Source organism: Halorubrum distributum JCM 10118 (assembly GCF_000337335.1).
Classification (GTDB): domain Archaea; phylum Halobacteriota; class Halobacteria; order Halobacteriales; family Haloferacaceae; genus Halorubrum; species Halorubrum distributum.
The window spans coordinates 340,929-365,402 of record NZ_AOJN01000049.1 but is presented as its reverse complement, the minus strand read 5'-3'; the positions used below and the strand labels follow the sequence as shown (position 1 = coordinate 365,402).

The following is a 24,474-nucleotide window of genomic DNA, read 5'->3' as shown; positions in this document are numbered from 1 at the left end:
CGCGGCTCGACCCGCGACCGCCGCGGCCGACCGCAGGCGATAAGCCCCGCCCCTTCGTCGACCTCGGACATGTACGGAGTCGTGCTCGCGGCCGGCCGCGGGACCCGGATGCGACCGCTGACGGACCGCCGACCGAAACCGCTTCTCCCCGTCGGGGACCGCTCGCTGCTGGAACGGGTGTTCGACACGGCCCGCGACGTCGTCGACGAGTTCGTCGTCGTGACGGGCTACCGCGGCGAGGCGATCCGGGAGGCGATCGGCGAGTCGTACCGCGACCGCCCGGTCCACTACGTCGAGCAGGCGGAAGCGCTGGGTACCGCCCACGCCGTGGCGCAGGCCGAACCCGTCGTCGACGACGACTTCCTCGTGCTCAACGGCGACGTGGTCGTGGACGCGTCGCTGCCTCAGGCGCTCGCCGACGCGGGCGCGCCGGCCGTCGCGGCCACCGAGGTCCCCGACCCGCGAGCGTACGGCGTGCTCTCGACCGCCGAGGACGGCTCGCTCGCGGACATCGTCGAGAAGCCCGCCGACCCGCCGACGAACCTCGCGAACGTCGGCTGCTACGCGTTCGAGCCGGAGGTGTTCGACTACATCGACCGCACGCCCGAAAGCGAGCGCGGGGAGTACGAGATCACGACGACGATCGACCTCCTGCTCGGCGACGGCCGCCGGATCGACGTAGCGCGGTACGACGGCACCTGGCTCGACGTCGGGCGCCCCTGGGAGCTGTTGGAGGCGAACGAGCTGACGCTCGCAGAGCTCGCCGACGAGGTTCAGGTTTCGGGCACCGTCGAGGAGGACGTCCACCTCCACGGACCGGTCGTCGTCGAGGAGGGCGCGCGGGTCCGCTCGGGTGCCTATATCGAGGGACCGGCACTGATCCGCGAGGGCGCCGACGTGGGACCGAACGCATACGTCCGCGGGGCGACCGTCGTGGGGCCCGACGCGCACGTCGGCCACTCGGTCGAGGTGAAGAACTCGGTGCTGATGGCGGACGCCTCCGTCGGCCACCTCTCGTACGTCGGCGACTCCGTGCTCGGTCGCGGGGTCAACTTCGGCGCGGGGACGAACGTCGCCAACCTGCGGCACGACGGCGAGAACGTCCGGCAGACGGTGAAGGGCGACCGCGTCGACACCGGCCGGCGGAAGCTGGGCGCGATCGTCGGCGATGAGGCGAAGACGGGGATCAACACCGCGCTGAACGCGGGCGTGGTGCTCGGCGCGGGGGAGACGACCGGGCCCGGCGAGGCGCTGACGCGCGACCGGCTCTCGGAGTAGCGCCCGGTCGACGCGGGGGCGGGCTCACTCCTCTCGCCGCGCGTACCGATCGAAGACGTCGGCGACCGCGTCTGCCGACTCCTTGAGCCGCTCGCTGTACGCCGGGCGGTCCCACGTCGGCGGCTCGAACGCGCGAGAAGACAGCGCGCCGTCCGCGACGCCCGGGACCGCGTGCGTGAGGTTCGTGGGGGCGTCGAGCGGCCGTGCCGTCCCCTCGGCATCCGCGGGGACGTACGAGGCCGCGGCGACGTCGATCGACTCGATCGTCTCGTAGGTGTCGAGCCCGTCGGTCCAGAGGTCGGCGAGTCGCCGCCGACGGCTCGGGTCGGCCACGTTGAGCAGCCCCCATGGGATTCGGAGCTCGATCGCGTCGCTCGACGGGGCGACGTGGACGTCGGCGAGCGAGTCGTATTCTGGCGACTCGGGGTTCCCGTTCCCGTAGCGCAGCCGCCCGGTTTCCACCGACTCGAAGGGGACGTACTCGTCCGTCACCGGCACGGTGTACCCGCGGTTGATCACCAGCCGGAGCGGGGTGAAGTCGCCGGGGTCGGGATCTCGGTACCGGTCGAGGTCAAGGCCGGCCTCGGCGCCGTACTCGAACGCGAAGGCGTCGTAGCGGGGGTACACCGTCATCCGCGAGTCGTCGGGGCCGCCGAGTCGGACGACGAAGTCGGCGGGCGCCGCCCCGCCGACCCCGTACGGGAGCGCCCGCGCGTCTGAGCCGGTGGTCCCGAGCGAGATGAGGTAGTTGGTCGCGTCCCAGTCCGGCTCGCCGTCCAGCTCCACGAACTCGAGCCGGACGTTGAGGTACGCCGCGTCGCTCGTCGCGCGGACCGCGGTCAGTTCGCGCGCCGGGTCGGCGCCGTCGCCGAGCCGGAGCGGGTCGCGCTCGGGCGTCGCGGCGGTCGCGTCCGCCCACGCCTCGGGCGATCCGTCCAGCGGCACCGCATCGGCCGGGTCGAACGCGAGCAGCCCGAACCGCTGTTCCGGCGTCTGGACGTTCGACCAGAACGGCCGCCGGTTCGGGTCCGAGAAGGGCGCGAGGTTCCACGTCCGCTTGAACCACTCGTCGTGCCAGCTGAAGACGACGCCGCCCGCAGTCCCGGCCTCGCGGATGTCCGCGTACATCGCGGCGAGGATCTCGCCCTGCTCGGTTTCGGTGAGGTGTCCCTGGTCGCGGCCGTGGACGTCTCGTTGCGCGATCCCGCGGGACGCGGGGACGCCGAACTCCGCGACGAGCAGCGGGTGGTCGGTCGCCCCGACGAGGTCGTTCAGGTAGCCCGCGTAGCTGTTCGGCTCGCCGCGGTGGTCCTCGTAGTCCACGTACTCGGGCGTCTCGTTCAACAGCGGCGGGTAGTACGGATAGACGTGGTAGGCGGCGAAGGTCCCGGCGTCGTACGCGTCCGTCGCGGCGACGGCGTCGGGGTCGACGGAGACCGCGTCCTCGTTCGGGAACGGCTCGTACGGGTGTTCGAGCGGGTCGGTCGTCACCCAGTTCGTGAACGCCGCGGGCCGTTGTGCGTCGTACTCGTCGGCCTCGTACGCGACGACCGCGTCGAGGCGGGCGGCGAGCCACGCCTCGAACGGGGAGCCGGCGGGCGCGGCGAGGAACTCGCCGTCGTAGCCGCCCGGCGCGTTCACCCGGTCCGTCTCCGCGACGACCGCCGGCGGCCACTCGATGCCGGCGATGTACCCGAGGACGGCGTCGCTCACGTCCGCGTCGTACGTCCCGCTCGCGTAGCCGGGCTCCGGCTTGACGGTCGTCGCGCCGTGGACCGCGTCGACGACCTGTCGGATCGAGCGGTCGAAGGCCGCCGACAGCGAGGTCGCGTCGCCCGCCTCGCGGAGGGTCTCCTCGCCGATCCAGTTGCCGTGGAGGACGTATATCGGCTCCGCGTGCGAGCGGTTGTACGCCGCGAGCGCCCGGTAAAACGCCGGGGGGTGGACGGTGTACACGCGGACGACGTTGACGTTCAGTTCGCCCATCAGTTCCAGCCAGCGGTCGTACTCCGCGCGGGTGATCGCCGCCTCGCCCGGGAACCGCCCGGGCTTGGCCATTCCGAGGTTCACGCCGCGGACCGACAGGGGCTCGAAGCCGCCGCCGTCGACCGCGACCTCGAAGCCGTCGTCGCCGATGCGGAACTGCCGGGAGGGACCGTCGCCTCCCGACCCGTTGGCGTCGTCGCGGAGGCCGCAGCCGGCGGTGCCGACCGCCCCCGCCACCCCGACGCGGCCCAGGAAACGGCGTCTGCGCACAGTCTCACCTACGGTGGGAGATGGTTAAGCCTACTTCTCCGACGGGGCGGCCGTCGAACCGAACTCGCGCTTTTATCAGACGGGCGCACCTACCGTCGGTAACGACCTGCTTGCTCACCATGTCATCGCATACGGTCCCCGCTGATCCATTCAAGAGCCTGCTGGAGTTGACCGCGACCGACCTCTCGGCCGAAGAGCGCATTCGGAAGGCGATCGACGTCGGCCGGGAGTACCTCGGCGTCGACAACGGCGTGCTCTCGTACACCGGCGACGGCCGGTACGAGGTGGTCGAGACGAACATCCAGAGCGGCCCCTACGCCCGGAGGGGCGTCGTCGACCTCAACGGGACGTGGTGTCGCCACGTCGTCGAGAGCGGCGAGCCGCTCGGCTTCGCTGACGCGCGCGACAGCGAGTACCGCGACGACGACGCGCTGGAGACGACCGGGCTCCACTGCTACGTCGGCGCCGCAGTCGACATCGACGGCGAGACGTACGGGACGCTCTGCTTCTCCGACGCGGAGCCGCGCAACGACCCGATCACGGAGTCTGAGCGCGACTTCGTCGCGGTGCTCGCGGAGTGGGTGGGCAGCGAGCTCGAACGGCAGAAGCACTACGCCGAACTCCGCGAGCAGAACGAGCGGCTCGACGAGTTCGCCGGCATCGTCGCCCACGACCTCCGAAACCCACTGTCGGGGGCGATCGGGTTCACGGAGCTCGCACAGGACCACGTCAGCGGGCAGGCGGCCGAGTTCCTCGATCGCGTCCGGGGCGCGCTCGACCGGATGGAGTCGATGATCGCCGAGTGCCTCATGCTGGCGAAGGAGGGGACGGACGTCGGCGAGCGGACGCGGGTGGACCTCGATGGAGTCGTCCGGAACGCCTGGGACACGGTGCGGACGCGCGACGCGACGCTGTCCGTCGACATCGCGACGGGGACGACCGTCCTCGCCGACGAGATGCGGCTTCAGCGGCTCTTCGAGAACCTCTTCCGTAACTGCGTCGAACACGGCGGCCCGGACGTCGCGGTGACGGTCACCGGCGACGAGGGCGGCTTCGCGGTCGCGGACGACGGGCCGGGGCTCCCGACGGACGTGGAACACGCCCTCACCGCGGCCGACGCGGAGAACATCAAGTCGTTCGGGCTCGGCCTCCTCGTGGTCGAGCGCGTGATCTCGGGCCACGGCTGGGACCTCGCCGTCGACAGCAGCGACGAGGGGACCCGCTTCGCGGTGAGCGACGTCAACGCCGCGGAGCCGGTCCACGAGGCGCTGGCCGCGGACTGATTGCCGGTGGACTACTCGGCGGGGTCGGCCGCGTCGATCACCCAGACGAACCCCCCGTCGCCGGCGCCGGCCGCGGCGTCGCGGACCCACACTAACCCGCCGTCGCCCGTACCGAGCGTCGGGTCGGTCGTCCAGACGAAGCCGCCGTCGCCGAGGCCCTCCGAGAAGTCCGTCGTCGCGGCGAGCCGCACGCTCCCGTCGTCCGCGGCCGCGAGGACGTAACCCCCCTCGCCCGCGCCGAGCGCGGGATCGGTCACCCAGACGAACCCCCCGTCGCCGCCGCCGGCCGAGAAGTCGGCCGTCCAGACGAACCCGCCCTCGCCGACGCCGACGGTCAGGTCCGCGACGGACGCGAACGCGCCGGGCTGCCCGTCGCTCGCGATTCGGTCGAGCCACCGGAGCCCGTCGGTCCCGGGCTCGTCGGCGAGCCAGTCCACCCAGACGAAGCCGCCGTCGTCCCCGTCGTCGTGGGCGGCCGCGCCCGCGTCGGCGGCGTCCGTCTCGCCACCTGTCGTCGTCACGGGCGCGTCTCCGCTGCCCGCCGCCACGCCGCCGGCCGCAGCGGCCGCGCCCACCGCCGGGCTCTCGGACTCCCCGTCCCCGAAGCCGCGTCGCTCCATCACGCCCCACGACTGCTCGCCGCGGAGGAACTCGATCAGCCCGTGCCAGGCCACGATCGTCTTCCACTGACGGTAGCCGAAGTTCTCCAAGATGCCGTACCAAAGCAGCCTAACGACGTCCCACGGCGACTCGTAGCGGTTGTAGCTCCACACCTCGCTGAACACGCCGAACCACGAGAGGAAGACGCCGACGCCTACGGTGAGCAGCAGGAAGGTGAGGAAGAACTCGACGTTGAGGATGCCGAGGTACCACCCGAGCGGGAGCAGGACGTAGCCGAACCCCTCGATGAGCGGGCCGAGCGCCTCCGCGGCGGTGAAGAACGGGAGCACGACCGTGCCGACGCGGCCGTAGCGCCGGCGGAAGAAGAGGCCGCGACTGGCGATCACCGTCTCCAGCATCCCGCGGTACCAGCGGCGCCGCTGGCGGCCCAGCGACCGGAGCGACTCCGGCACCTCCGTCCACGCGACGGGCTCGGGGACGAACTCGATCCGGTAGTCGACGTCGTTGTCCGAGAGGTGCTCGTGGAGGCGGACGACCACGTCGAAGTCCTCCGTGATCGTGTCGTGACGGTAGCCGCCGATCTCGCGGACGCGGTCCGTCCGGAATACGCCGAACGCGCCCGAGATGAGGATCAGCCCCTTGAGCCGGGCGAGCCCCAGCCGGCCCGAGTAGAACGCACGCAGGTACTCCATCACCTGGACCCCCGCGAGGCCGGTCTTCGGGAGGTTGATCTCTTTCACCTGTCCGTCTTGGATGACGCACTCGTTGGCCACCCGGATGGTCCCGCCACTGGCGACCGTCCGCGAGGGGTCTTCAAGGAACGGCACGACGACGTCCAGCAGCGCGTCGCGGTCGATCACGGTGTCGGCGTCGACCGCGCAGAACAGCTCCTTGTCGGTGAGCCAGATCCCTGCGTTGAGCGCGTCGCTTTTGCCCCCGTTCTCCTTGTCGACGACCAGCAGGTTCTCGTGGGTCGCCGAGCGGTACACGCCGCGTATCGGCTCCGAGGGCACGTCGTACGGGACCTCGGCGTCGACGGGGCGCAGCCCGAACGCCTCTTCGAGCCGGTCGAGGGTGGCGTCCGACGACCCGTCGTTGACGACGACGATCTCCTGGTCGGGGTAGTTGAGCGCGAGCATCGAGCGCACGCTCTCGACGATGTTGGCTGCCTCGTTGTACGCGGGCACGACCATCGCCACGCCGGGGTAGAACGGGCTGTCGAAGGCGCGGAACGAGGGGTCCCACGACGACTCGCGGACGCTGTCGCGGAGCTGGAACAGCGCGAGGACGTGAATCAGCAGGTAGCCGGCGTTGATCAGCAGGTAGTACGTGACGATGAAGACGCCCGACCCGACGACCAGCGTGGTCCCGACACTCTCGAGCGTCGTCATCCGCGCACCTCGTCGTACAGCCGCTCGCGGTCCTGCGAGATGTCGCGCGCCAGCCGGTCGAAGCGGGCGTGTTCGGCCGCCCACGCCCACGCGACATCGAAGGGGGCCGCCTCCCGAGCGGGGGCCGCCGGCGCGGCGGCGGTCGTCTCGTCGGCGGGACCAGCCGTCGCGTCCGCCGCTCGGTCGGCGGAACCCGGGGAGTCGCTCGTCGCGGGCACGGCCCCCGGCCCGCGCTGGGCGACCAGCGTCTCGGCGGCGGTGACCTGCGCCCGCGTGTCCGGGTCGACCGTCCCGGCCGCTTCCACCGCCGCGAGCGCTGGCGCGTCGCCCCACACGCCGAGCGCCCGATAGGCGTCGGCGCGGACCGCCGGCGCCGGCTCGTCGGGGATCGCCTCAAGATCGACCGCGTCGCGGAGCCGCCGGTTCCAGCCGTACGCGCCGAGCGCCCGCCACGCGGCCGCCCGCACGCTCGAGTCCGGGCTCGACAGCGCCGCGACGACCCACGAGAGGTCGGCGCCCCCGACCACGGTGGTGAGGTGACGGACGACAAGCAACACCTGTCGCTGGAGCGCTGGCGGCCACGTCGCGAAGTCGGCGGCCGCCCGGTCGAAGAACGGGCCCGGGTCGCGCTCGGCGACGCGGTACAGCGTGTCGACGCCGAACACCGAGAACGGCACGGGGTCGTCGCGGAGCAGCAGGTCGACGCCGGTCGTCGCGCAGTCGTCCGTCCCGGCCGCGTACAGCACGCGGGCGGCCGCGGCGCGCTCGCGCGGCGTCTCGGTACAGTGCGCTCGGAGCAGGTCGCGGTCGGGGGCGTCGCGGAGCAGCGCGAGCCAGACCAGCGCGTGGCTCCGGGCCCAGTAGTCGCCCTCGGCGACGTGGCGGCGCGACCGCTCGGCGAGGCCGAGCGCCCGCCCGAGCCCGGCCAGCGTCGCGGCGTCGCGGCCGTCGAGCTCGCGGAGGTACACGTCGAGGACCGACTCCAGCTCGTCGCGTTCGGCCGCGGAGCGGCCGGCGACCCACTCGTCCCACGCCGGATCCCCGCGCCCGTAGAGCCGGTCGAGCAGCTCGGACCGCAGCTCGGCGCGCATCGGCTCTCGGCGCCGGCGCCGGCGGGCCGCGAACGCCGAGTAACCGAGGGTGATGACCGCCGCCGCGACCAGCAGCGAACCGAGCACGACGACGGCAAGCGCGAGCGCCCGCGACTGGGCATCGGTGGCCGGGACATAAACCGACGCCGCCGCGGTCTGGAACGCGAGCGGCACGCTCACTCCCCGACCAGTCGGTCGATGCGGACCAGCAGTTCGTTCGGACTGAACGGCTTCGTGAGGTACTCGTCGGCGCCGGAGTCGAGCCCCTCCAACACGTCGGCCTCCTGTCCGCGCGAGGTGAGCATCACGACCGGAACGTCGGGGGCGACGGCGAGCTCGCCGCGCCGGATCGCCCGCAGCACCTGCGTGCCCTTCATCCGGGGCATCATCACGTCGAGGACCACGACGTCGGGGGCCGCCGCGTCCTCGTTCAGCGCCTGTCGACACTCCTCGCCGTCGTGACACACCGTCAGGTCGTAGCCCGCGTTCGACAGCTTGTACTGGAGGATCGACCGGATCGTCTCGTCGTCGTCCGCGATGACGGCCGATTTCGACATGGTCACCGTAGACACGTTCGATACTTTACTCTTCTCCAACGGCTCGCCACTGCGCGAGCGATTTAACACCCGGGCGGGACACGGGTACGATATGACTACGGACTCCGTAACCGCGGTGATCCTCGCCGCGGGTGAGGGACGGCGGTTGGCGCCGCTGACAAATCGACGCCCGAAACCGATGGTCCCCGTGGCGAACCGCCCCCTGCTCGAACACGTCGTTGAGGCCGTCACGGCGACGGCGATTGACCGGATCGTCCTCGTCGTCGGCTACGAGCAGGAGCGCATCCGGAACCACTTCGGCGACGGCGACGACTGGGGCGTCACGATCGAGTACGTCGAACAGACCACGCAGCTCGGGACCGGCCACGCCGTCCTCCAGGCCGAGCCGGTCGTCGACGGCCCGTTCGTCGTGCTCAACGGCGACCGGATCGTCGAGCCGTCGGTCGTCACCCAGATGCGCGACCGGGCGCTCGACGGCGACCTCCCCGCGATGGCGGTCACGTCCGCGGCGACTCCGCGCGAGTACGGCGTCGTCACGCTCGACGGCGACCGCGTGACGGCCATCGACGAGAAGCCGGAGGGACCGGTCGAGACCAACCAGATCAACGCCGGCGTGTACGGCCTCTCCACGGACGTGTTCGACGCGATCCGCGAGACGCACGCGACCGGCGAGCTGGCGATCACGGCGACGCTCAACGAGCTCGCCGCGGACGAGACGCTGTCGGCGGTCCGCTACGACGGGCGCTGGCTCGACGTGTCGAACCTCTGGGACCTACTGACCGTCAACGCAGGGCTGATCGGAGAGTCCGAGGCGTTAGATCCGGACGGTCCTACCCTCGGCGACTCGGTGACGGTCGCCGACGACGTGGCGCTCGCGGGCAACGTGCGCGTCGGGCCGAACGTCACACTCGGGGGCAGCACCTCGCTCGGCAGCAACGCGACGGTCGAGGCGGGCGCGGTGGTCGAGAACGCTGTCGTCTTCCCCGACGCCGTGATCGGCGCGGGCGCGGTCGTCCGGGACGCGATCGTCGCCGGCAACGCGCGGATCGGCCCGAACGCGACGATCGCGGGCGGGCCGGCGACGGTCGTCGTTGGCGACGCGGTCCACCACGGCGTCGAACTCGCCGGCGTGGTCGGCGACAACGCTGCCGTCGGCGCGGGATCGACGCTCACCGACGGCGCGGTCGTCGGCGACGATGTCGACGCCGACGCGGGGGTCGTGCTCGACGGCCGCGTCGAGTCGGGTGCGGTCGTGCGGAGGGGGTAACCATGTGTGGGATCACCGGCTACATCGGCGATGGAATCACCCTGGATGAGGATGACGATGCGGGTGCCGCTGCCGGCAACGGCGGCGTCGCCAGCGTGGGCGATATCGTCCACGAGGGGCTCCGCAACCTGGAGTACCGCGGCTACGACTCAGCGGGCGTCGCGCTCGTCGGCGAAACGAGCGGGCTCACCGTTGCGAAGCGGTCCGGCGAGGTCGACAACCTCACCGTGCCCGACGTGCCCGACGCGACGCTCGGGGTCGGCCATACGCGCTGGAGCACGCACGGGCCGCCGACCGACGCGAACGCCCACCCGCACACGGACTGCGCCGGCGACGTCGCAGTCGTTCACAACGGGATCGTGGAGAACCACGAGGCGCTCAAACGCGAGCTGGCTGACCACGAGTTCACCAGCGACACCGACACGGAGGTCATCCCGCATCTGATTGAGGAGGAACTCGCTGCGCAGCGCGGCGAGGGCGACCTCCTCAACGCAGTCCGCGCCGTCGAGGTCCGCTTGGAGGGGAGCTACGCGATCTGCGCGGTCCGCGAAGGGGAAGACGAAATCGTCGTCGCGCGCCGCGGGAGCCCACTCGTGTTGGGCCGCGACGACGACGCGACGTTCGTCGCCAGCGACGTGACGGCCTTCCTCGAGCACACCCGCGACGTGACCTACCTCGAAGACGGCGACGTGGCGGCGCTGTCGGCCGACGGCGTCGAGATATACGCCGACGGCGACCTCGTCGATCGTGGCGTCGAGACGGTGACGTGGGAAGCCGACGCCGCCGAAAAGGGCGGCTACGAGCACTACATGCGCAAGGAGATTCACGAGCAGCCCGAGGCCTTGCGTCAGACCATCGCGGGGCGACTTGACGTGGATGGGGGCGACGTCGACCTCGACGTCTCGTTCCCGCCGGGCTTTCTCGCCGATCTCGAAGAGATCCAGATCGTCGCCTGCGGCACCTCCAACTACGCGGGGCGGTACGCCGCGCAGCTGTTCGAGGAACTCTCTGGCGTCCGCGCGACCGTCGAGATCGCCAGCGAGTACGAGTTCGGCGCCGGCCGCAGCCCGGACCGAACGCTGGTCGTCGCCGTCACCCAGAGCGGCGAGACCGCGGACACGCTTGGCGCGGTCCGGCGCGCGAACGCCGCCGGCGCGCGCACGTTCGCCGTGACGAACACCCTCGGTAGCACCGTCACGCGCGAGGTGGACGACACCGCGTTTATCCGCGCTGGCCCCGAGATCGGCGTCGCGGCGACGAAGACGTTCGCCTCGCAGGTGGCGACGCTGACGATGCTCGCGGTGGCGATCGGCCGCGAGCGCGGCGCGCTGGGGGCCGCCGACGCGCGACCCGTCCTGGAAGGGCTCCGCGATCTCCCCGGCGCGGTCCAACAGGTGCTCGACGCGGAACCGAAGGTGCGCGAGGCTGCGACCGAGTACGGCGACAGCGAGGCGTTCTTCTTCGTCGGCCGGCAGCTCGGCGTGCCGGTGGCGCTGGAGGGTGCGTTGAAGCTCAAGGAGATCTCCTACGACCACGCCGAGGGGTTCGCCGCCGGCGAGCTGAAACACGGCCCGCTCGCGTTGGTGACGCCCGACACGCCTGTGTTGGCCGTGCTGACCGACGGCGCGCGCGCCGACGAGACGATGAACAACGTGACCGAGGCGCAGACCCGCGGCGCGCCCGCGATCGGCTGCGTGTCTGCGGGCGAGGAATACGGCACGCTCGACGTGTCGCTGCCGGTTCCGGACGTGGGGCTCGTCGAGCCGCTGGTCGCGAACGTCTACCTCCAGCTGTTCGCGTACCACGTGGCCAACGACAAGGACCGGTCGATCGACAAGCCGCGGAACCTCGCGAAGAGCGTGACGGTGGAGTAGCGGCGAGAGCCACCGATTGTGAGTTGCCAGGCAAGCTTGGCGCTTGTTTACCCGACATCGAATGGAAGCAGGGGTAAATCCGGATTATTCTCCCTTGATTGGCGGTTCCTGCCGTCAATCAGTTTGGATTAATAGCACCCGCTCCTGCCGACAGGTATCGGTTCCGGACCATCGATCGGAATGAGTGGCGGGCAACCTGGGAGGCCCCAAGGTTTCACTGGTTATCCCGCCGCAGTAGTTCGGTGTAAAACCAGTGAAACACCGACTAACGACCAACTCGGGTTCCCCAGAAGCAGCGTGAGACCGAACGCTTCCGACAGTGACTCCGGCTGTGCCCCGGCGCGGTACCGCACAACGCGGCCACACTGGAGTTGGCCGTGGCCCACCGTGTGCCGCGTGCGACCTCTCAGCGATCGAGAACGAAGATCGCGTTCTGACGGAACACCCCGGAAACACTGGGGGTGTTCCGGTCGATCTGTGAACTCAACCATCTGAGATATCAGGAACACCTGCGAAGCACCAACCAGCGGGGATACGCGGCTACGCCGCCAGCGGACTACTGCCGGCTGCCGATTTGTGGTGCCAAGCGTCGAGACCTGATGATCGAGTCTCGCTACCGGTAGGCCTGTCGGACGGCGACCAGCGAAAGCCGGGTGTTACACTCGTTTGAACAGGAGTTACTGCGGCCGGGAGAGTGGGTGAAGATCGACCGAATTCCCGTAGGAACGAGAATCTCGCGGGAAAAATCACTAATTACTCGCTGAAGCAAGACGGGGCTCGCTCTATGGGTACTCAATTAGCCCAGTCGACAGGTATCTCTCCTTGGACACTGGGTCGCAACCAGCGTTCACGCGGGTACGTGCGTGTCGTCCGGAGGAAACACCACACAGAATCCGAGATGTGTTGTAGATTCGAACCTATCCTATCGGTATCAACACGGGGGCGCCGCACAACGACCGACCAGCAACAGATGTTGACTCCCCATCTAGTGGCTAAGCGCCCCAGACGGTCGTCACCCGCTATACGAGGCTACTCGTCGTCTGGCTCCTCGTCGCGGCCTTCAGAGAGTCGCTCCCAGATCTCCGTACAGCCCGCGCCGTCCGGGACATCGGCGAGGTGGGCGTCGTCAGCAGCATCGGAGTTACTCATGTTCTGAGTAACTGTAATGGCGCCCACCTAATAACTGTTCCGACACCACCAGTACGTACTTACGGAGCGAACGAGGACCAACCCCTATGTCCGAGTCCGCCGAGGATCTCTTCTCGTTGCTCGATCTGACCGAGTACGAAGCCGACGCCCTAGAGGAACTGCTGCTGTTGGGGCGGACGACGGCCCCCGACCTCGCCGAGGCCACTGGGATCCCGAAGGCGCGGATCTACGGCGTCCTCGATGCGCTCTCGGAGGCGGGGTACGTGAAGGTGATACCGGGCCGCCCGAAGCGGTACGAGCCGCACGAGCCGGCCGCGATCGCCGAGCGGGCGGTCGAGAACCGCCGGCACGCCTACGAGCGGTTCCGTGAGGACGTCGAAGCCGTCGAGGAGGCGTTTGTCGACGAGTACGCGCCGGTCCGCGACCGCGGCGTCAACGAACTCAGCCCGACGGAGGACCTGTTCCACGTGGTCGACGTAGGCGAGCCGAGTGAGCGTGAGACGCGCCGGCTGTTTCGCGAGGCGGAGGAGGCGGTGTACGTGCTCTCGAAGAGCTTCGGGTACATCGACGCCGTCCGGCCCGCAATCCGAGACGCGGTCGGCCGCGGCGTCGTCGTCGACGTGCTCCTCCTTCACCCCGACTCGCTGTCGCCGGAAAACCGGCAACGGCAGGCCGAGATTCGCGAACTGCTCGCCGAGGAGTTCCCGTCGGTTTCCGTCCGCGTCAGCGACCGCGTGCTGCCGTGGCGCGGGACGTTCGTCGACCCGAGCCTCTCCTACGAGTCGGGCCAAGGGTTACTCATGGTCGAGCAGGAGGAGGTGCCGAACCATCACCGGCAGGCCGCGGTCACCGAGAACCCGTCGTTCGTCGCGGGGATGTGGCAGTACTTCGACCTGCTGTGGCGTCACGAAAGTGTCCTCGCCGACCCGGACCCATCAGGTGGCGATTCCACCGCGGAGTAAGGCGAACACCTGGATTTCGAACGCGGCGTTATCACCGGACAGGATCAACCGGAAAGCATTTACTCGTAGTTACTCGACTACCGAGTAACGATGACCGTCTTACTCACCGGTGCTGACGGCTACCTCGGCTGGCCGACCGCGCTGCGTCTGGCGGACCGCCTCGATGAGCGAATCGTCTGCGTCGACGACTTCTCGCGGCGCGACTGGGTCGCCGAGTCCGGCAGCGTCTCCGCGACGCGGATCGAGGACCCCGATGAGCGCTTCGAGCGCGTGGAGAACCTCAGCCTCGTCGAGGGCGACCTCGCCGACCGCGACTTCGTGCTCCAACTGCTGGAGACCCACGAGCCCGACACGGTGCTCCACGCGGCCGCCCAGCCCAGCGCGCCCTACTCGTCGATCAACGGCGAGCGCGCGCTGTACACCCAGCGCAACAACGTCTCGATGACGCTGAACCTGCTCCACGGGCTCCATGAGACGGGCCTGTCGGACACTCACTTCATCGAGACGACGACCACAGGCATCTACGGCGCACCGCACTTCCCGATCCCGGAAGGCGGGCTCGAGGTCGAACGCAAGGGTGGCTCTGATGAGGTGCCGTTCCCGGCGATGGGCGGTAGCTGGTACCACCAGACCAAGTCGTTCGACGCAGCGAACATGCGGCTCGCCGAGTCCCAGTTCGACTTCCCGATGAGCGAGGTGCGGACAGCGATTGTCTACGGTACCGAAACCGACGAGACCCGCGCCCATGAGAGTCCGACGCGGTTCGACTTCGACTACTACTTCGGCACGGTCGTCAACCGGTTCTGCGCGCAGGTCGTTGCGGGGTATCCGATCACGGTGTATGGCAAAGGCGAACAGCGCAAGCCGATGGTGAGCCTCGAAGACACCGTCGAGAGTCTCGTCCGGCTCGTCGAGGAAGGCCACTCCGGTGATGACGGGATCGACATCTACAACCAGGTCACCCGCCCGGTCGCCATCGTCGAGCTCGCGGAGACGATCGCCGAGGTGGGTGACGAGTTCGACCTCGACGCCGAGGTGAAACACTACGAGAATCCGCGCAACGAGGACGAAGAGCACAAGATGGAAATGGAAAACGAGCGGTTCCTCGATCTCGTCGGCGGGCAGCGGCAGGAGCTGGAGGCGGGCATCCGCGACGTGCTCGGCACGCTCGTCGAAGAGCGGGACCGGATCGCCGCCCACGAGGACCGGTTCCTGCCCGGCGTGTTGACCGATGAGTGAGTCGGGAGACCACGCTGCCACCGACGGCCAACGGGTCCTCGTTACGGGCGGCTGCGGGTACATCGGCAGCGCGCTCGTCCCGCGGCTGCTCGACGACGCCCGTGTGAGCAAAGTGGTTGTCCTCGACTCGCTTGCGGCGGGCTCGCCCGCGCACCTCGCCGGCTGCGTCGGCGACCGGCTCGACTTCCGCCGGGGCGACGTCCGCGACTACGGCGCCGTCGAGAGCGCGACTCGCGGCGTCGACGCCGTGATCCACCTCGCAGCGATCACCGGCGCCGCGTCGACGCATGACCGACGCGAGGAGACGTTCGCGGTCAACCGCGACGGCACCGAGAACGTGCTCACGGCCGCGGGGAAGTTCGACGTCGACAGCGTCGTCGTCGCCTCCTCGTGTAACAACTACGGCCGCGCGGCGAGCCGCGATATCGACGAAACGACCGAGCAGAATCCTCTCAATCCGTACGCCGAGTCGAAGGTGGCCTGCGAGCGCCTGCTCGACGAGGCGGTCGACACCTACGACTTCGACGCGACCGCGCTCCGGATGAGCACGAACTACGGCTGGTCGCTGGGGATCCGGTTCAATCTCGTGGTGAACCACTTTGTCTTCCGCGGGCTGACGGACCGCCCACTGACGGTGTACGGCGACGGGTCGAACTGGCGGCCGTTCATCCACGTGCGCGATGCCGCGCGGGCGTACCTCGACGCCGCGTTGGATCCCGACGCGTGGCCCCAGCGCGTGTACAACGTCGGCTCGAACGACGGGAACTACCGGATCAGCGAAATCGCGGAGATCGTCCGCGAAGAACTGGACCGTGACTTGGATGTGACGTATCTAGAGGACGAACAGCCCGGCCCCTCGTATCACGTGAACTTCGACCGGCTGGCCGAAACCGGCTTCGAGACGGACTGGACGCTGCGCGAGGGCATTCGGGATATCGCGAATGAGCTGACCGGTACGGAGGCGACCCAGGCATGACCGAGACGACAGAGACCGAGACGGACGGAGCGAGCAGCGGCAGGACAATTGAGACGCCGACGATCGCGGTCACAGGAGCGGCCGGTTATATCGGGAGCCGCGTAGTCGTGGAGTTCCAGGAGGCGTACCCCGACTGGGAGCTCATCGCGATCGACAACCAGTACCGCGGGCAGGTGGACTCGATTGGCGACGTCGACATCAAGCACGTCGACATCCGAAACCGTACCCGGCTGGAGGACGCGCTCGAAGGCGCGGACGTGGTGTGTCACCTCGCAGCGATAAGCGGCGTCGACGACTGCGGCGAGAATCCGGATCTGGCCTACGAGGTGAACGTCACCGGGACGAACAACGTGGCGTGGTTCTGTCGGAAGACGGGCGCCGCGCTTGGGTTCCCGTTCAGTATGGCCGTGTTGGGCGACCCCGAGGAATTCCCTATCACCGCCGACCAGCCGCGGGATCCCCTCAACTGGTACGGGCGGACGAAGTTACTGGGTGAGCGTGCGATTGAGACGTTCGCGGACGGCGCGTTCCCGGCGCATCTCTTCCTGAAGTCAAACCTCTATGGCGAACACGTCGTCGACGGGACGGAGGTTGGCAAGCCGACCGTGATCAACTTCTTCGTGAACCGAGCGCTCGCCGGCGAGACGCTGACGGTGTACGAGCCCGGGACGCAGGCGCGGAACTTCATTCACGTGGAGGACGTGGCGCGGGCGTACGTGCGGAGCGCGGAGCGGTTGATGGAGCAGGTTTCGAACGGTGAGACGGGGACGGAGACGTATGAAATTGCGAGTGACGACGATATGAGCGTGATGGAAGTCGCGGAGATCGTTCAACGGACAGCGCGCGAGAAGGGAGAGTCAGAGGTGGACATCGAGTTGGTAGCGAATCCGCGAGCCGGGGAGACGATGGTCAAAGAATTCGGTGTGGACATTTCGGAAGCAAACGATCAGTTGGAATGGTCGCCCCGAGAGAGAGTGACAGAGTCGGTACGCAGGCTGTTTTCCTTATAAACCCAAATCGCTCGTGTCCGTCGTAGTCTCTCGGTCGTAAGCTCTCGACCAGAAGCGCGATTTATTTACCATTGACCCAACGTCTGTGAAGTATGCGTGTCCTCTATCTCACTGAGGAGCCGATTACCTTCTCCGGCACAATGGTGAGAGGAGGACAGATTCACGTCCGTAACGTCGTCGAAGGCCTCCGAGACCGCGGACATGACGTACATCTCATCGATTGGAACAACAACTCAGAAAGGAAGTACCAACACTCGATCGCGCCGCGATCTCGGTTTCTCATCGATCCGGTACGAGCGCTCCGACGTGCTACTTCCGTCGGTGACGCGATCGGCGCGGATGTCATCGTGTCTAAGACACGAAAAACGTATCTTCCTGGTGTGCTTGCCGCCCGTAGACTGAACGTTCCACACGTCGTTCACGTCGGATCAAGTCCAAGAGGAGCAGGGAGTGGACTTTCTGATCAAATCGGGCGTAAGTCGATGGTTGCTCGGCTGAAGGCGCCACACCACGGTTACTTCGTTGTTTGTACTGATATTGCCGATGAGCTGGTACAGCTAGGTATTCATCGCGATCAAATATTCGACGTGCGAAACGCCGTCGACACGGACCGGTTCAATCCGGACAGCATTCCGGTCGAACTCGACGAGCGATATCAGGAACAGTTCGATACATCGAGCGATCGGCTCCTTCTCGGGTTCGTCGGCGGTCTTCAGCCGTACAAAGGCTTAGATGATCTCGCTGCCGCTCTCGACGATGTCACAACTGAGTGTCATGTCGTCATCGCCGGTGATGGGCCCGAGCGAACCCAGTTGGAACGGGCGTTCAGAGACCAGGCTACGTTTTTGGGTGCCGTTCCGTACGAGCAGATTCCAGCATTTTACCGTCGGATAGACGCGCTGGTGTTGCCATCGCACACTGAGGGACTTCCTCGGGTCGTCCTCGAAGCGCAGGCGACAGCGACTCCTCTTATCGCGACGCGAGTCGGTGGCCTTCCTGAAGTAGTCGAGGACGGAGAAACTGGGCTACTCGTTGACCCGCGTTCGCCAGAGCAACTCGCGACGGCTATCAACGAACTGAGTTCTGACGCTGCTCTCCGTACTCGACTCGGCGACAACGGTCGTCGCGCTGTCGTCGAGTCGTGTAGTTGGGAAACGATGTACGAGCGGTACGAACAATTCCTCGAAACGATTGTCAGTAGCGAGTGCGGTGAGTGACACGGACCAAGCGATTCGGGACGTCATCAAGTAGGGCAGTGTGGCTTACGTCGGCTTCTTTATGAAATCCCAAGTGCGAAACGCTATATCCTTGGTCATGTGGGTGGTGATATATGAGTAAAAACGGCGATCCACCCACGTCAGATCTGTATCTCCCCGACCATAGCGAGGAGAGTCACAACACGATGGGGAATCCTAGCGAGGCGGCCGTTGCGTACTTTCCGACGATTCCTAACGTATGGGCGACGGCCAGATACCAACATGTGATGGCACTGGCCCAAGCAGTGGAGGACTTTACACTTATAACTCACAATACTCCTCCAACCCGATTACAGACTTTAGCTACACGTACGGAACACGTAGGTGGTTCATTCAGAGAGAAAGTACAGTCGGCCTGCCAGATCGCTCGGGAGAGACTCGGGAATGGTGACCCGTTCGTGACCACATTTCACTACGAATCTGCGCTCGCTGGTTTCTGCGCTTCTACACTTTCAAAAATAACGTGGGTCGTAGACATCTATGACGCTCCAGCACAGTATCGATTCAATGCCCCGAGGAGTCACCACAACATATCTTCTCGAGTCCTTGAATCGGTGCTTCAGCGAGCAGACCTCGGGATTCACTCAAGTTCTCCAGATACGCCGTTCAGGTACGGTTTCCGCAAGGAGTTTATTTCTAACGGATCTTCGGTTGAACAAACAAACCCTTTTTTCCCTCCGTTAGATCCTCTCAAGCTTGTTTGGATTGGAAGCCCTCAACTTGACCGTGGAGGCACCGTCCTCCTCGAGGCGCTTGTACAGACTGACGCAGACGTACATGTCAATGTTGTAGGGGACGATTACGAGAGAACTGCTTCTCGGGCAACAGAACTCGGCGTCGATTCGCTCTTAACGTTCCACGGTCGATTGAACCATTCTGATGCCTTGGAGATTGCGCGGAACGCACACGTCGGTTTCGCGTTGCTCCCTTCCCGTCCGGATTGGCGATTCGCTACTCCGATAAAGGTAGGTGACTACCTAGCTACGGGGACAATTCCGATGATGTCAGATCTTCCGGGAATGCGCTTCATGGCAGGCGAGTGTGGGCGGTTCCTCGAACCTAACGCGTCGGCGGCCGCAACGGTATTGGATGAAATGGCTTCTCTTAGCCAATCCGAGTTTGAAACAGAGTACAGACATGTTGTCGATAGGGCTCATCAGATAGACTGGTCGAGAATACGAGCTCAGATTGCGACGAAATCCCTCACTGCGTCCCGCTGTCGGGATAGCCTTGGGACACTCTTCACGAAATATTAGCTATATGATCAGACGAACTGATTGATCGCGTCCCAGTCTCTTTGTTCCAATCCACCGATTACGACGAATACGCATCCAAACGCTATGACACCAATAAGTGGATAGACAATCAGTCGCCACTCAGGCTGTGTGAGAGGGGCAACAAACAATATCGCTACCATACAACCAGTCGCGATAACAGATTTCAGGACCGGAACAATTTCGACGGTAATATCGACGTAGTCGGTTACACATCGATAGGTCCACACCGTCCGGATGAGAAATGCTATGGTTGTCGCAATAGCAGCACCGGGGAGGCCGACGGTCGGAATAAGTACGAGGTTTGCGATAACATTGATAGCCGCAGTGATCAGCGTAATGTAACTGAGAAGTTTGGTTTCCTCGGCAGCACTGAGAACATGTCCCAGCGGAATCTCAGCAGCTTGGAAGGAGAATCCAATCAGGAGTAGCGGCACCAGAATCGTGCCGCTGTTGACGACTTCTGCGGTCGATATAACTCTAAGGACCTCACTTGCGAGGAACGTGATTCCAGTCGCTGCGGGGATTAAAAGCACAGTGAACCACCGTAGGAGCCTCTCGTAGAGTACGGAAATTTGATCCAAATCATTTTTCGCCCAAGCTGAAGAGACGTTGGGAAAGAGCGTCGAATTGAATACCCCTGAAAGACTTGTGAGTATTCCGCTAACGCCGTAAGCGACGGCATAGGTTCCTGCAGAAGTCGCTCCAAGAAAGTAAATAATAAGGAACTTATCGGCATGACTCACCATCTTCCCTCCAAACCCCTTCGGAATCATAGGAATACTGTAACTGAGATACTGATCGAAATTCTGCGGGTTCGGTAGCGGAGGTCGATTCCACAAGAAAACTCCCAGTAACAACATATCGTATGCTATTGTCGTCGCGGCAAGACCCCAAAAACCGGCTGCGAGATCTCCCGTATACAGAAGCAAACTGAGCACAACAACCGTCTCCACTGCCAGTTCTAAGGTCGTAACTACCTCGAAGTGTTTGACCTTCTGACGGGCTCGGAGATAGTTGTTGAGAAATACAAGTAAAACATCAGCACCTGCGTAGATAGCAATAGGAACAAACGCAACCTCTAACAACGCTGCTTCGGCGAAGAAATTGTCACCGACTGCGCCGCCGATTAGTAACACTCCAGTTGTCGTACACGACGCAAGCAGCGTGAGCACCAGTGTGTCGCTGAATACCTGTTCACCGTCTGAGGGAAGATATCGTATCAAGCTGCTGTAGATGTACATTCCACCAACGTGTGAAGCAATCCCGGCAACCGCGATAGCAGTGACCCAGAGGCCATAGCTGTCCGTTCCGATGATCTTCGTGATGACAGGCACAAACGCAAAACCTCGGACTGTTGCTACAAATCGACCCACCGCAGAGAATCCGGCATCACTCAGAATTTTCCGAAAGTCCATCAGATACTAAAATGCTGCTCCCAGTACTAGTGATTTGGTTTTTGTTAGCCGTTGAGTGTACTGTTGAATAACAGTGATTGTATAGTCGGGCGAAGTTTGAGTCGTGTTGTAGTCAAGCAGATAACACTCCTGCCCAGCTTAGAAGACGCTATTCAACAAAGACCTGTGGAAGTGCCTAAATCTGTCATGATAGTGGTAGACGCACTATACTGTCATTGCCTCATCTCTGGGAACTCCTATCGAACCTGTAGAACCACTAATCAGCCAGAAGAGTCGTACTAACTACTCTATACGCCCACCATGTCATAATCCCTGCTATCCCGCGTCACCTCGTTTGATGTCACAAAGCGATCTGCCGCTATCCCTCGATTAAATGTAGACCTTCGTTCACCCAACAACTGCTGAAACGTATGAATATGAGACTTTAAGTGAACAGAGATTATAATTTTAGGTATGGATAGATGGGATGAGATAAATTGTTTTGAATTTCAAATAGCTGTAACAAAACTATGAGATATCTTTCGGAAGCACGCGAAATTGTCCGTACGGAAGGTTTGCTCGAATTGACTCTAATCGGGTTGAACCATTTCTTTCCCTACCTGCTCCTGTTTTATAATGCGACCCTATTTTACATTACTTTGGGTCTGACGCATATCGTCGGTCGGGACGACTCCCGCCTGGTGTTCGCCAACGTCGCACGCACCGATTTCTCCGACAACACTAAATATATGTTCCTATACATGAATAAGGAGCACGGCGAAGCCGTTCGGCCGATCTGGCTAACCGAAAACCCTGAGCTACAGACGGATCTCCAAAATCGTGGCTACGAAGCTTATAACGCTACTAGTCTTAGCGGGCGATTACAACTACTTCGGGCCGGCCATGTCTTCTTCGATGGGACGATGAGAGAGTACAAATGGGCGTACACAGCCGGGGCAACCAGATATCAACTCCGTCATGGAATCCCGCTCAAGTCACCGCCAAAAAGAGACGTTGGGTTGTTCGAATCGGCACTGTGGCGGCGGACACAGCAGTATGATTACGTTGTGACGAACTCCGAGCGCGACCTAGAGCATTGCCGGAAGTACACTGAAAGCGTTAATTACGGGGTCGAGTGTAACAAGGCTGGTATCGACAGCGGTGAGCCAGTCGAAACTGGATTCCCCCGGAATGATGTGATACTGCGTGAAATTAAGGGCGAGAGGATCGGTGTTCCGGAGGAAATGGAACAAACGTTCGATGCGGTTACAGAATACGACTTCGTGGTTGGCTTTTTTCCAACTTTTCGGTTACAGGGTTCGATCAGTCCGTTCGAATCTGGCGAATTCGAAGAATACTTACAGTCGGAGAATATCGCAATCCTGATCCGTCCCCATCGGCAAGTCACCGTCGATTATCCGGAGTCGAAGCACATCTACGAGTTACCAGCCTACGGAGACGTGTATCCTTTTCTGGACCGACTTGATGTCCTCGTCACCGACTACTCCTCGATCGGATTCGACTTCTCTGTCACCGGCAAACCGGTCCTGTTTTACACGTTCGACAGAGAACAATACGAGGAAGAACGGGGTGTACACGAAGACTACGACCGAATCACTGTAGGTAACCGTGTCACAAACCAGGCGGAGTTGCTCGAACGACTGCGGTCGATCCAACGAGATTCTGAACCAGAGTCGAGTGTCCTCACAGAATTCTTTACTCATCGGGACGGGAGATCCGCCGAACGACTCGCAGAAGTCGTCTTGTAGGAGAGCATCTATATTTGCCGTCGATACAAACCGGACGAGCAGCTAACCGTCTGATTCGGATTCCTGTAGGACATTACGGACATGATCGCACGACTGCGTGTTATCAAGTTAAGACCTTACAGTGATCAGTGTGAATCGGTGGATTTACTTATCAGCCACACCTAATTTTCCAATATGAATATTGATGATCTAAATTTTATCGACGAATTTTCGGAGATCCTTTCTGCGGCCGGGGTTGACAGAAGTGAAGTCTGTCTGACGGGCAGCGCGCCGCTGGCGGTCTACGGGATTCGGGAGAATGGAGATCTGGACTTCGTGGCGACGCCAGCGGCACGAAAGAAGATCGAAGCACTAGCGAAGCGTCGGTCAGATTGTAGGGTCGACGACGACGGGCACATGGTGCTGAGCGGGAATATCGATCTGAGCAGACCTGACCGCTACGATGTGGTCGGCTTTGACGATTCGGAGCTGATCCACGGTGACTTACATGTCACCGTCGACGGGTACAAAGTCATCCGTCTCGAAGTTGCTCTCGGGTTCAAGGCCGCTATCCGCCGCCCAAAAGATATCGATGACATCGAGTTGATAACCGACTCTGGATACGTGGGGAGTGAGGACTGGAGCTGGGAATACGTCCGACTCGTGCCGATCTGGGAACGACCATCGAACAGTAACGGAGCCGCTTTGGTTTCTCTGTTCAAACAGGGCATCAATCTGTTGCGAGAGGAAGGGGGATCAATGACGTTTGTGAAGACAATAAAATTCCTCATACGACGGCTGCCGATGGAACCTCTATCCCATACAAAATATATGATTGGAGCGGCTTTCTCTCGCCTAGGTGAGCTGAATCGCAACGTCCGCGACGATACGAAGCACACTATTGGAGCGACTTTCTCTCAAGAGAGCTTCCGCGCCTTGCCGGCGATACTCAACGATCAGTTCACTCAAGCGGGAATGTTCGAGCGAAACGATCTTGTCGTCAGTGTGCTCGCCCAGGAGGGCACTGAATTGGCAGACCCGAAGCGACTGTTGACCGAAGCCGAAACCGAGACGGTACACCTTTCGGAGTCCGGAAAAATCCTAGCAGGCGTCCAGCAACTGGCCGATCTGATAGTTGAGTACGGGGACCGATTACCGGGCGAAGCTACATCGCTCGACGTGCCGATAGAGCGAAGCCGAGGGGAGCCGTTACAGCCACGAACCGACGAGTGGGTTTCCGAAACATTTGATGACACCGGATCGGCTGTGATCACACAACGACGCGAACAACTCCTAAAGGAATGTGGCACTGCGTTTTATCTGTTTCTCTGGCCTGCCGCTCAGGAGTACTTTGACGAGATCGAACGGCTCGCCAGAGATCGGGGATCTGTCATTGATTCAACAGATTACCGGTTAGACGGAAAACTGGCGAAGATCATCAGAGATATTTACAGCGTCGACAAGCGAAACGAGAAGTGGGTCCGCGACAAGAAAATCCACGAACTACAGAAGTACGAGCCGCGCATCCGAGTACTGAGTTTTCGACTTCCGGACCCAGATTTCCAGAAAAAAAGTGCCGAAAGACTCTCTCGGCGAACCTACGATCTGAAGTTGGATCTCCGGAAGGAGATTCAACAGATCCACCCCGAGTACACGTACGCGACCTGTGTCCATGTGACCGATAACTTCGCACACAACTCCCACATCAGTGAACTGCTCTCAAAACTAGACACGTATAGAGTGGAGACGACACAAACGGAGCCTAACGACACGAAACAGACCGACTAGCGCGTGTAGCCTCTGAGTACTATCTTATATGTGTCTACAGGATCTCTTCACGAGAGC

Annotated in this window: 17 protein-coding genes; 12 read left to right on the top strand and 5 right to left on the bottom strand. The window is 63.7% G+C overall.

The window, feature by feature from the left end:
• The first annotated feature begins 69 nt into the window (after positions 1-69).
• Entirely contained in the window at positions 70-1,278 is a 1,209-nt protein-coding gene (gene glmU, locus C466_RS10690; protein WP_004596100.1) for a bifunctional sugar-1-phosphate nucleotidylyltransferase/acetyltransferase, read from the top strand.
• Between the two features lie 24 nt (positions 1,279-1,302).
• Here glmU and C466_RS10685 read toward each other — a convergent pair whose 3' ends face one another.
• Positions 1,303-3,501: a hypothetical protein gene (locus C466_RS10685; protein WP_004596101.1), complete on the bottom strand. Its 2,199-nt coding sequence runs from the start codon at positions 3,499-3,501 to the stop codon at positions 1,303-1,305.
• A gap of 200 nt (positions 3,502-3,701) precedes the next feature.
• Here C466_RS10685 and C466_RS10680 point away from each other — a divergent pair, with 200 nt between their 5' ends.
• Positions 3,702-4,817 (top strand): sensor histidine kinase, encoded by a 1,116-nt coding sequence (locus C466_RS10680; protein ID WP_004596102.1) that lies wholly within the window; start codon positions 3,702-3,704, stop codon positions 4,815-4,817.
• Positions 4,818-4,828: 11 nt separating this feature from the next.
• Here the strand turns inward: C466_RS10680 and C466_RS10675 are convergent, their stop codons facing one another.
• From C466_RS10675 to C466_RS10665, 3 genes are all read right to left on the bottom strand, one after another.
• Positions 4,829-6,829, bottom strand: coding sequence for a glycosyltransferase family 2 protein (locus tag C466_RS10675; RefSeq protein WP_004596103.1), 2,001 nt, complete (start codon positions 6,827-6,829; stop codon positions 4,829-4,831).
• A complete protein-coding gene (locus C466_RS10670; protein WP_049908350.1) occupies positions 6,826-7,920 on the bottom strand; it encodes a hypothetical protein in 1,095 nt (364 codons plus the stop codon). Before C466_RS10670 ends, C466_RS10675 begins: the two co-directional genes overlap by 4 nt.
• Positions 7,921-8,096: 176 nt before the next feature.
• Positions 8,097-8,477: a response regulator transcription factor gene (locus C466_RS10665; protein ID WP_004596105.1), complete on the bottom strand. Its 381-nt coding sequence runs from the start codon at positions 8,475-8,477 to the stop codon at positions 8,097-8,099.
• A 91-nt stretch (positions 8,478-8,568) separates the two neighbouring features.
• On the opposite strand from C466_RS10665, the gene C466_RS10660 reads away from it, so the two are divergent.
• From C466_RS10660 to C466_RS16135, 8 genes are all read left to right on the top strand, one after another.
• On the top strand, positions 8,569-9,744 hold the full coding sequence (locus C466_RS10660) for a sugar phosphate nucleotidyltransferase (protein ID WP_080505962.1): 1,176 nt from the start codon (positions 8,569-8,571) through the stop codon (positions 9,742-9,744).
• Between the two features lie 2 nt (positions 9,745-9,746).
• The gene (gene glmS / locus C466_RS10655; protein ID WP_004599791.1) at positions 9,747-11,618 is read left to right on the top strand and encodes a glutamine--fructose-6-phosphate transaminase (isomerizing); all 1,872 of its coding nucleotides are present in this window, start codon (positions 9,747-9,749) and stop codon (positions 11,616-11,618) included.
• 1,235 nt (positions 11,619-12,853) lie between these two features.
• Entirely contained in the window at positions 12,854-13,729 is an 876-nt protein-coding gene (locus tag C466_RS10650; RefSeq protein WP_004596108.1) for a TrmB family transcriptional regulator, read from the top strand.
• Positions 13,730-13,819: 90 nt separating this feature from the next.
• A complete protein-coding gene (locus C466_RS10645) occupies positions 13,820-14,968 on the top strand; it encodes an NAD-dependent epimerase/dehydratase family protein (protein WP_004596109.1) in 1,149 nt (382 codons plus the stop codon).
• The gene (locus C466_RS10640) at positions 14,961-15,944 is read left to right on the top strand and encodes an NAD-dependent epimerase/dehydratase family protein (RefSeq protein ID WP_004596110.1); all 984 of its coding nucleotides are present in this window, start codon (positions 14,961-14,963) and stop codon (positions 15,942-15,944) included. The genes C466_RS10645 and C466_RS10640 overlap by 8 nt, the downstream gene beginning before the upstream one ends.
• Positions 15,941-16,954 (top strand): NAD-dependent epimerase/dehydratase family protein, encoded by a 1,014-nt coding sequence (locus tag C466_RS10635; RefSeq protein ID WP_004596111.1) that lies wholly within the window; start codon positions 15,941-15,943, stop codon positions 16,952-16,954. Before C466_RS10640 ends, C466_RS10635 begins: the two co-directional genes overlap by 4 nt.
• 92 nt (positions 16,955-17,046) lie before the next feature.
• On the top strand, positions 17,047-18,171 hold the full coding sequence (locus C466_RS10630; protein WP_152418559.1) for a glycosyltransferase family 4 protein: 1,125 nt from the start codon (positions 17,047-17,049) through the stop codon (positions 18,169-18,171).
• Between the two features lie 113 nt (positions 18,172-18,284).
• A complete protein-coding gene (locus C466_RS16135; RefSeq protein WP_080505963.1) occupies positions 18,285-19,466 on the top strand; it encodes a glycosyltransferase in 1,182 nt (393 codons plus the stop codon).
• 8 nt (positions 19,467-19,474) lie between these two features.
• Here the strand turns inward: C466_RS16135 and C466_RS16130 are convergent, their stop codons facing one another.
• Complete coding sequence (locus C466_RS16130; RefSeq protein ID WP_004596113.1) at positions 19,475-20,902, bottom strand: flippase; 1,428 nt, start codon at positions 20,900-20,902, stop codon at positions 19,475-19,477.
• A gap of 509 nt (positions 20,903-21,411) precedes the next feature.
• On the opposite strand from C466_RS16130, the gene C466_RS10625 reads away from it, so the two are divergent.
• Positions 21,412-22,650 (top strand): CDP-glycerol glycerophosphotransferase family protein, encoded by a 1,239-nt coding sequence (locus C466_RS10625; RefSeq protein WP_275039464.1) that lies wholly within the window; start codon positions 21,412-21,414, stop codon positions 22,648-22,650.
• Positions 22,651-22,824: 174 nt separating this feature from the next.
• Positions 22,825-24,417 carry a hypothetical protein gene (locus C466_RS10620; protein WP_239641214.1) on the top strand — a complete coding sequence of 531 codons (1,593 nt, stop codon included), beginning with the start codon at positions 22,825-22,827 and terminating at the stop codon, positions 24,415-24,417.
• The last annotated feature ends 57 nt before the right edge of the window (positions 24,418-24,474 follow it).

Coding starts and splice junctions, on each gene's coding strand:
- C466_RS10645 (WP_004596109.1), top strand. CDS start 13,820: ATGACCGTCTTACTCACCGGTGCTGACGGCTACCTCGGCTGGCCGACC.
- C466_RS16135 (WP_080505963.1), top strand. CDS start 18,285: ATGAGTAAAAACGGCGATCCACCCACGTCAGATCTGTATCTCCCCGAC.
- C466_RS10665 (WP_004596105.1), bottom strand. CDS start 8,477: ATGTCGAAATCGGCCGTCATCGCGGACGACGACGAGACGATCCGGTCG.
- C466_RS10675 (WP_004596103.1), bottom strand. CDS start 6,829: ATGACGACGCTCGAGAGTGTCGGGACCACGCTGGTCGTCGGGTCGGGC.
- C466_RS16130 (WP_004596113.1), bottom strand. CDS start 20,902: ATGGACTTTCGGAAAATTCTGAGTGATGCCGGATTCTCTGCGGTGGGT.
- C466_RS10635 (WP_004596111.1), top strand. CDS start 15,941: ATGACCGAGACGACAGAGACCGAGACGGACGGAGCGAGCAGCGGCAGG.
- C466_RS10630 (WP_152418559.1), top strand. CDS start 17,047: ATGCGTGTCCTCTATCTCACTGAGGAGCCGATTACCTTCTCCGGCACA.
- C466_RS10625 (WP_275039464.1), top strand. CDS start 21,412: ATGAGATATCTTTCGGAAGCACGCGAAATTGTCCGTACGGAAGGTTTG.
- glmU (WP_004596100.1), top strand. CDS start 70: ATGTACGGAGTCGTGCTCGCGGCCGGCCGCGGGACCCGGATGCGACCG.
- C466_RS10640 (WP_004596110.1), top strand. CDS start 14,961: ATGAGTGAGTCGGGAGACCACGCTGCCACCGACGGCCAACGGGTCCTC.
- C466_RS10660 (WP_080505962.1), top strand. CDS start 8,569: ATGACTACGGACTCCGTAACCGCGGTGATCCTCGCCGCGGGTGAGGGA.
- glmS (WP_004599791.1), top strand. CDS start 9,747: ATGTGTGGGATCACCGGCTACATCGGCGATGGAATCACCCTGGATGAG.
- C466_RS10670 (WP_049908350.1), bottom strand. CDS start 7,920: ATGCGCGCCGAGCTGCGGTCCGAGCTGCTCGACCGGCTCTACGGGCGC.
- C466_RS10650 (WP_004596108.1), top strand. CDS start 12,854: ATGTCCGAGTCCGCCGAGGATCTCTTCTCGTTGCTCGATCTGACCGAG.
- C466_RS10620 (WP_239641214.1), top strand. CDS start 22,825: ATGAATATTGATGATCTAAATTTTATCGACGAATTTTCGGAGATCCTT.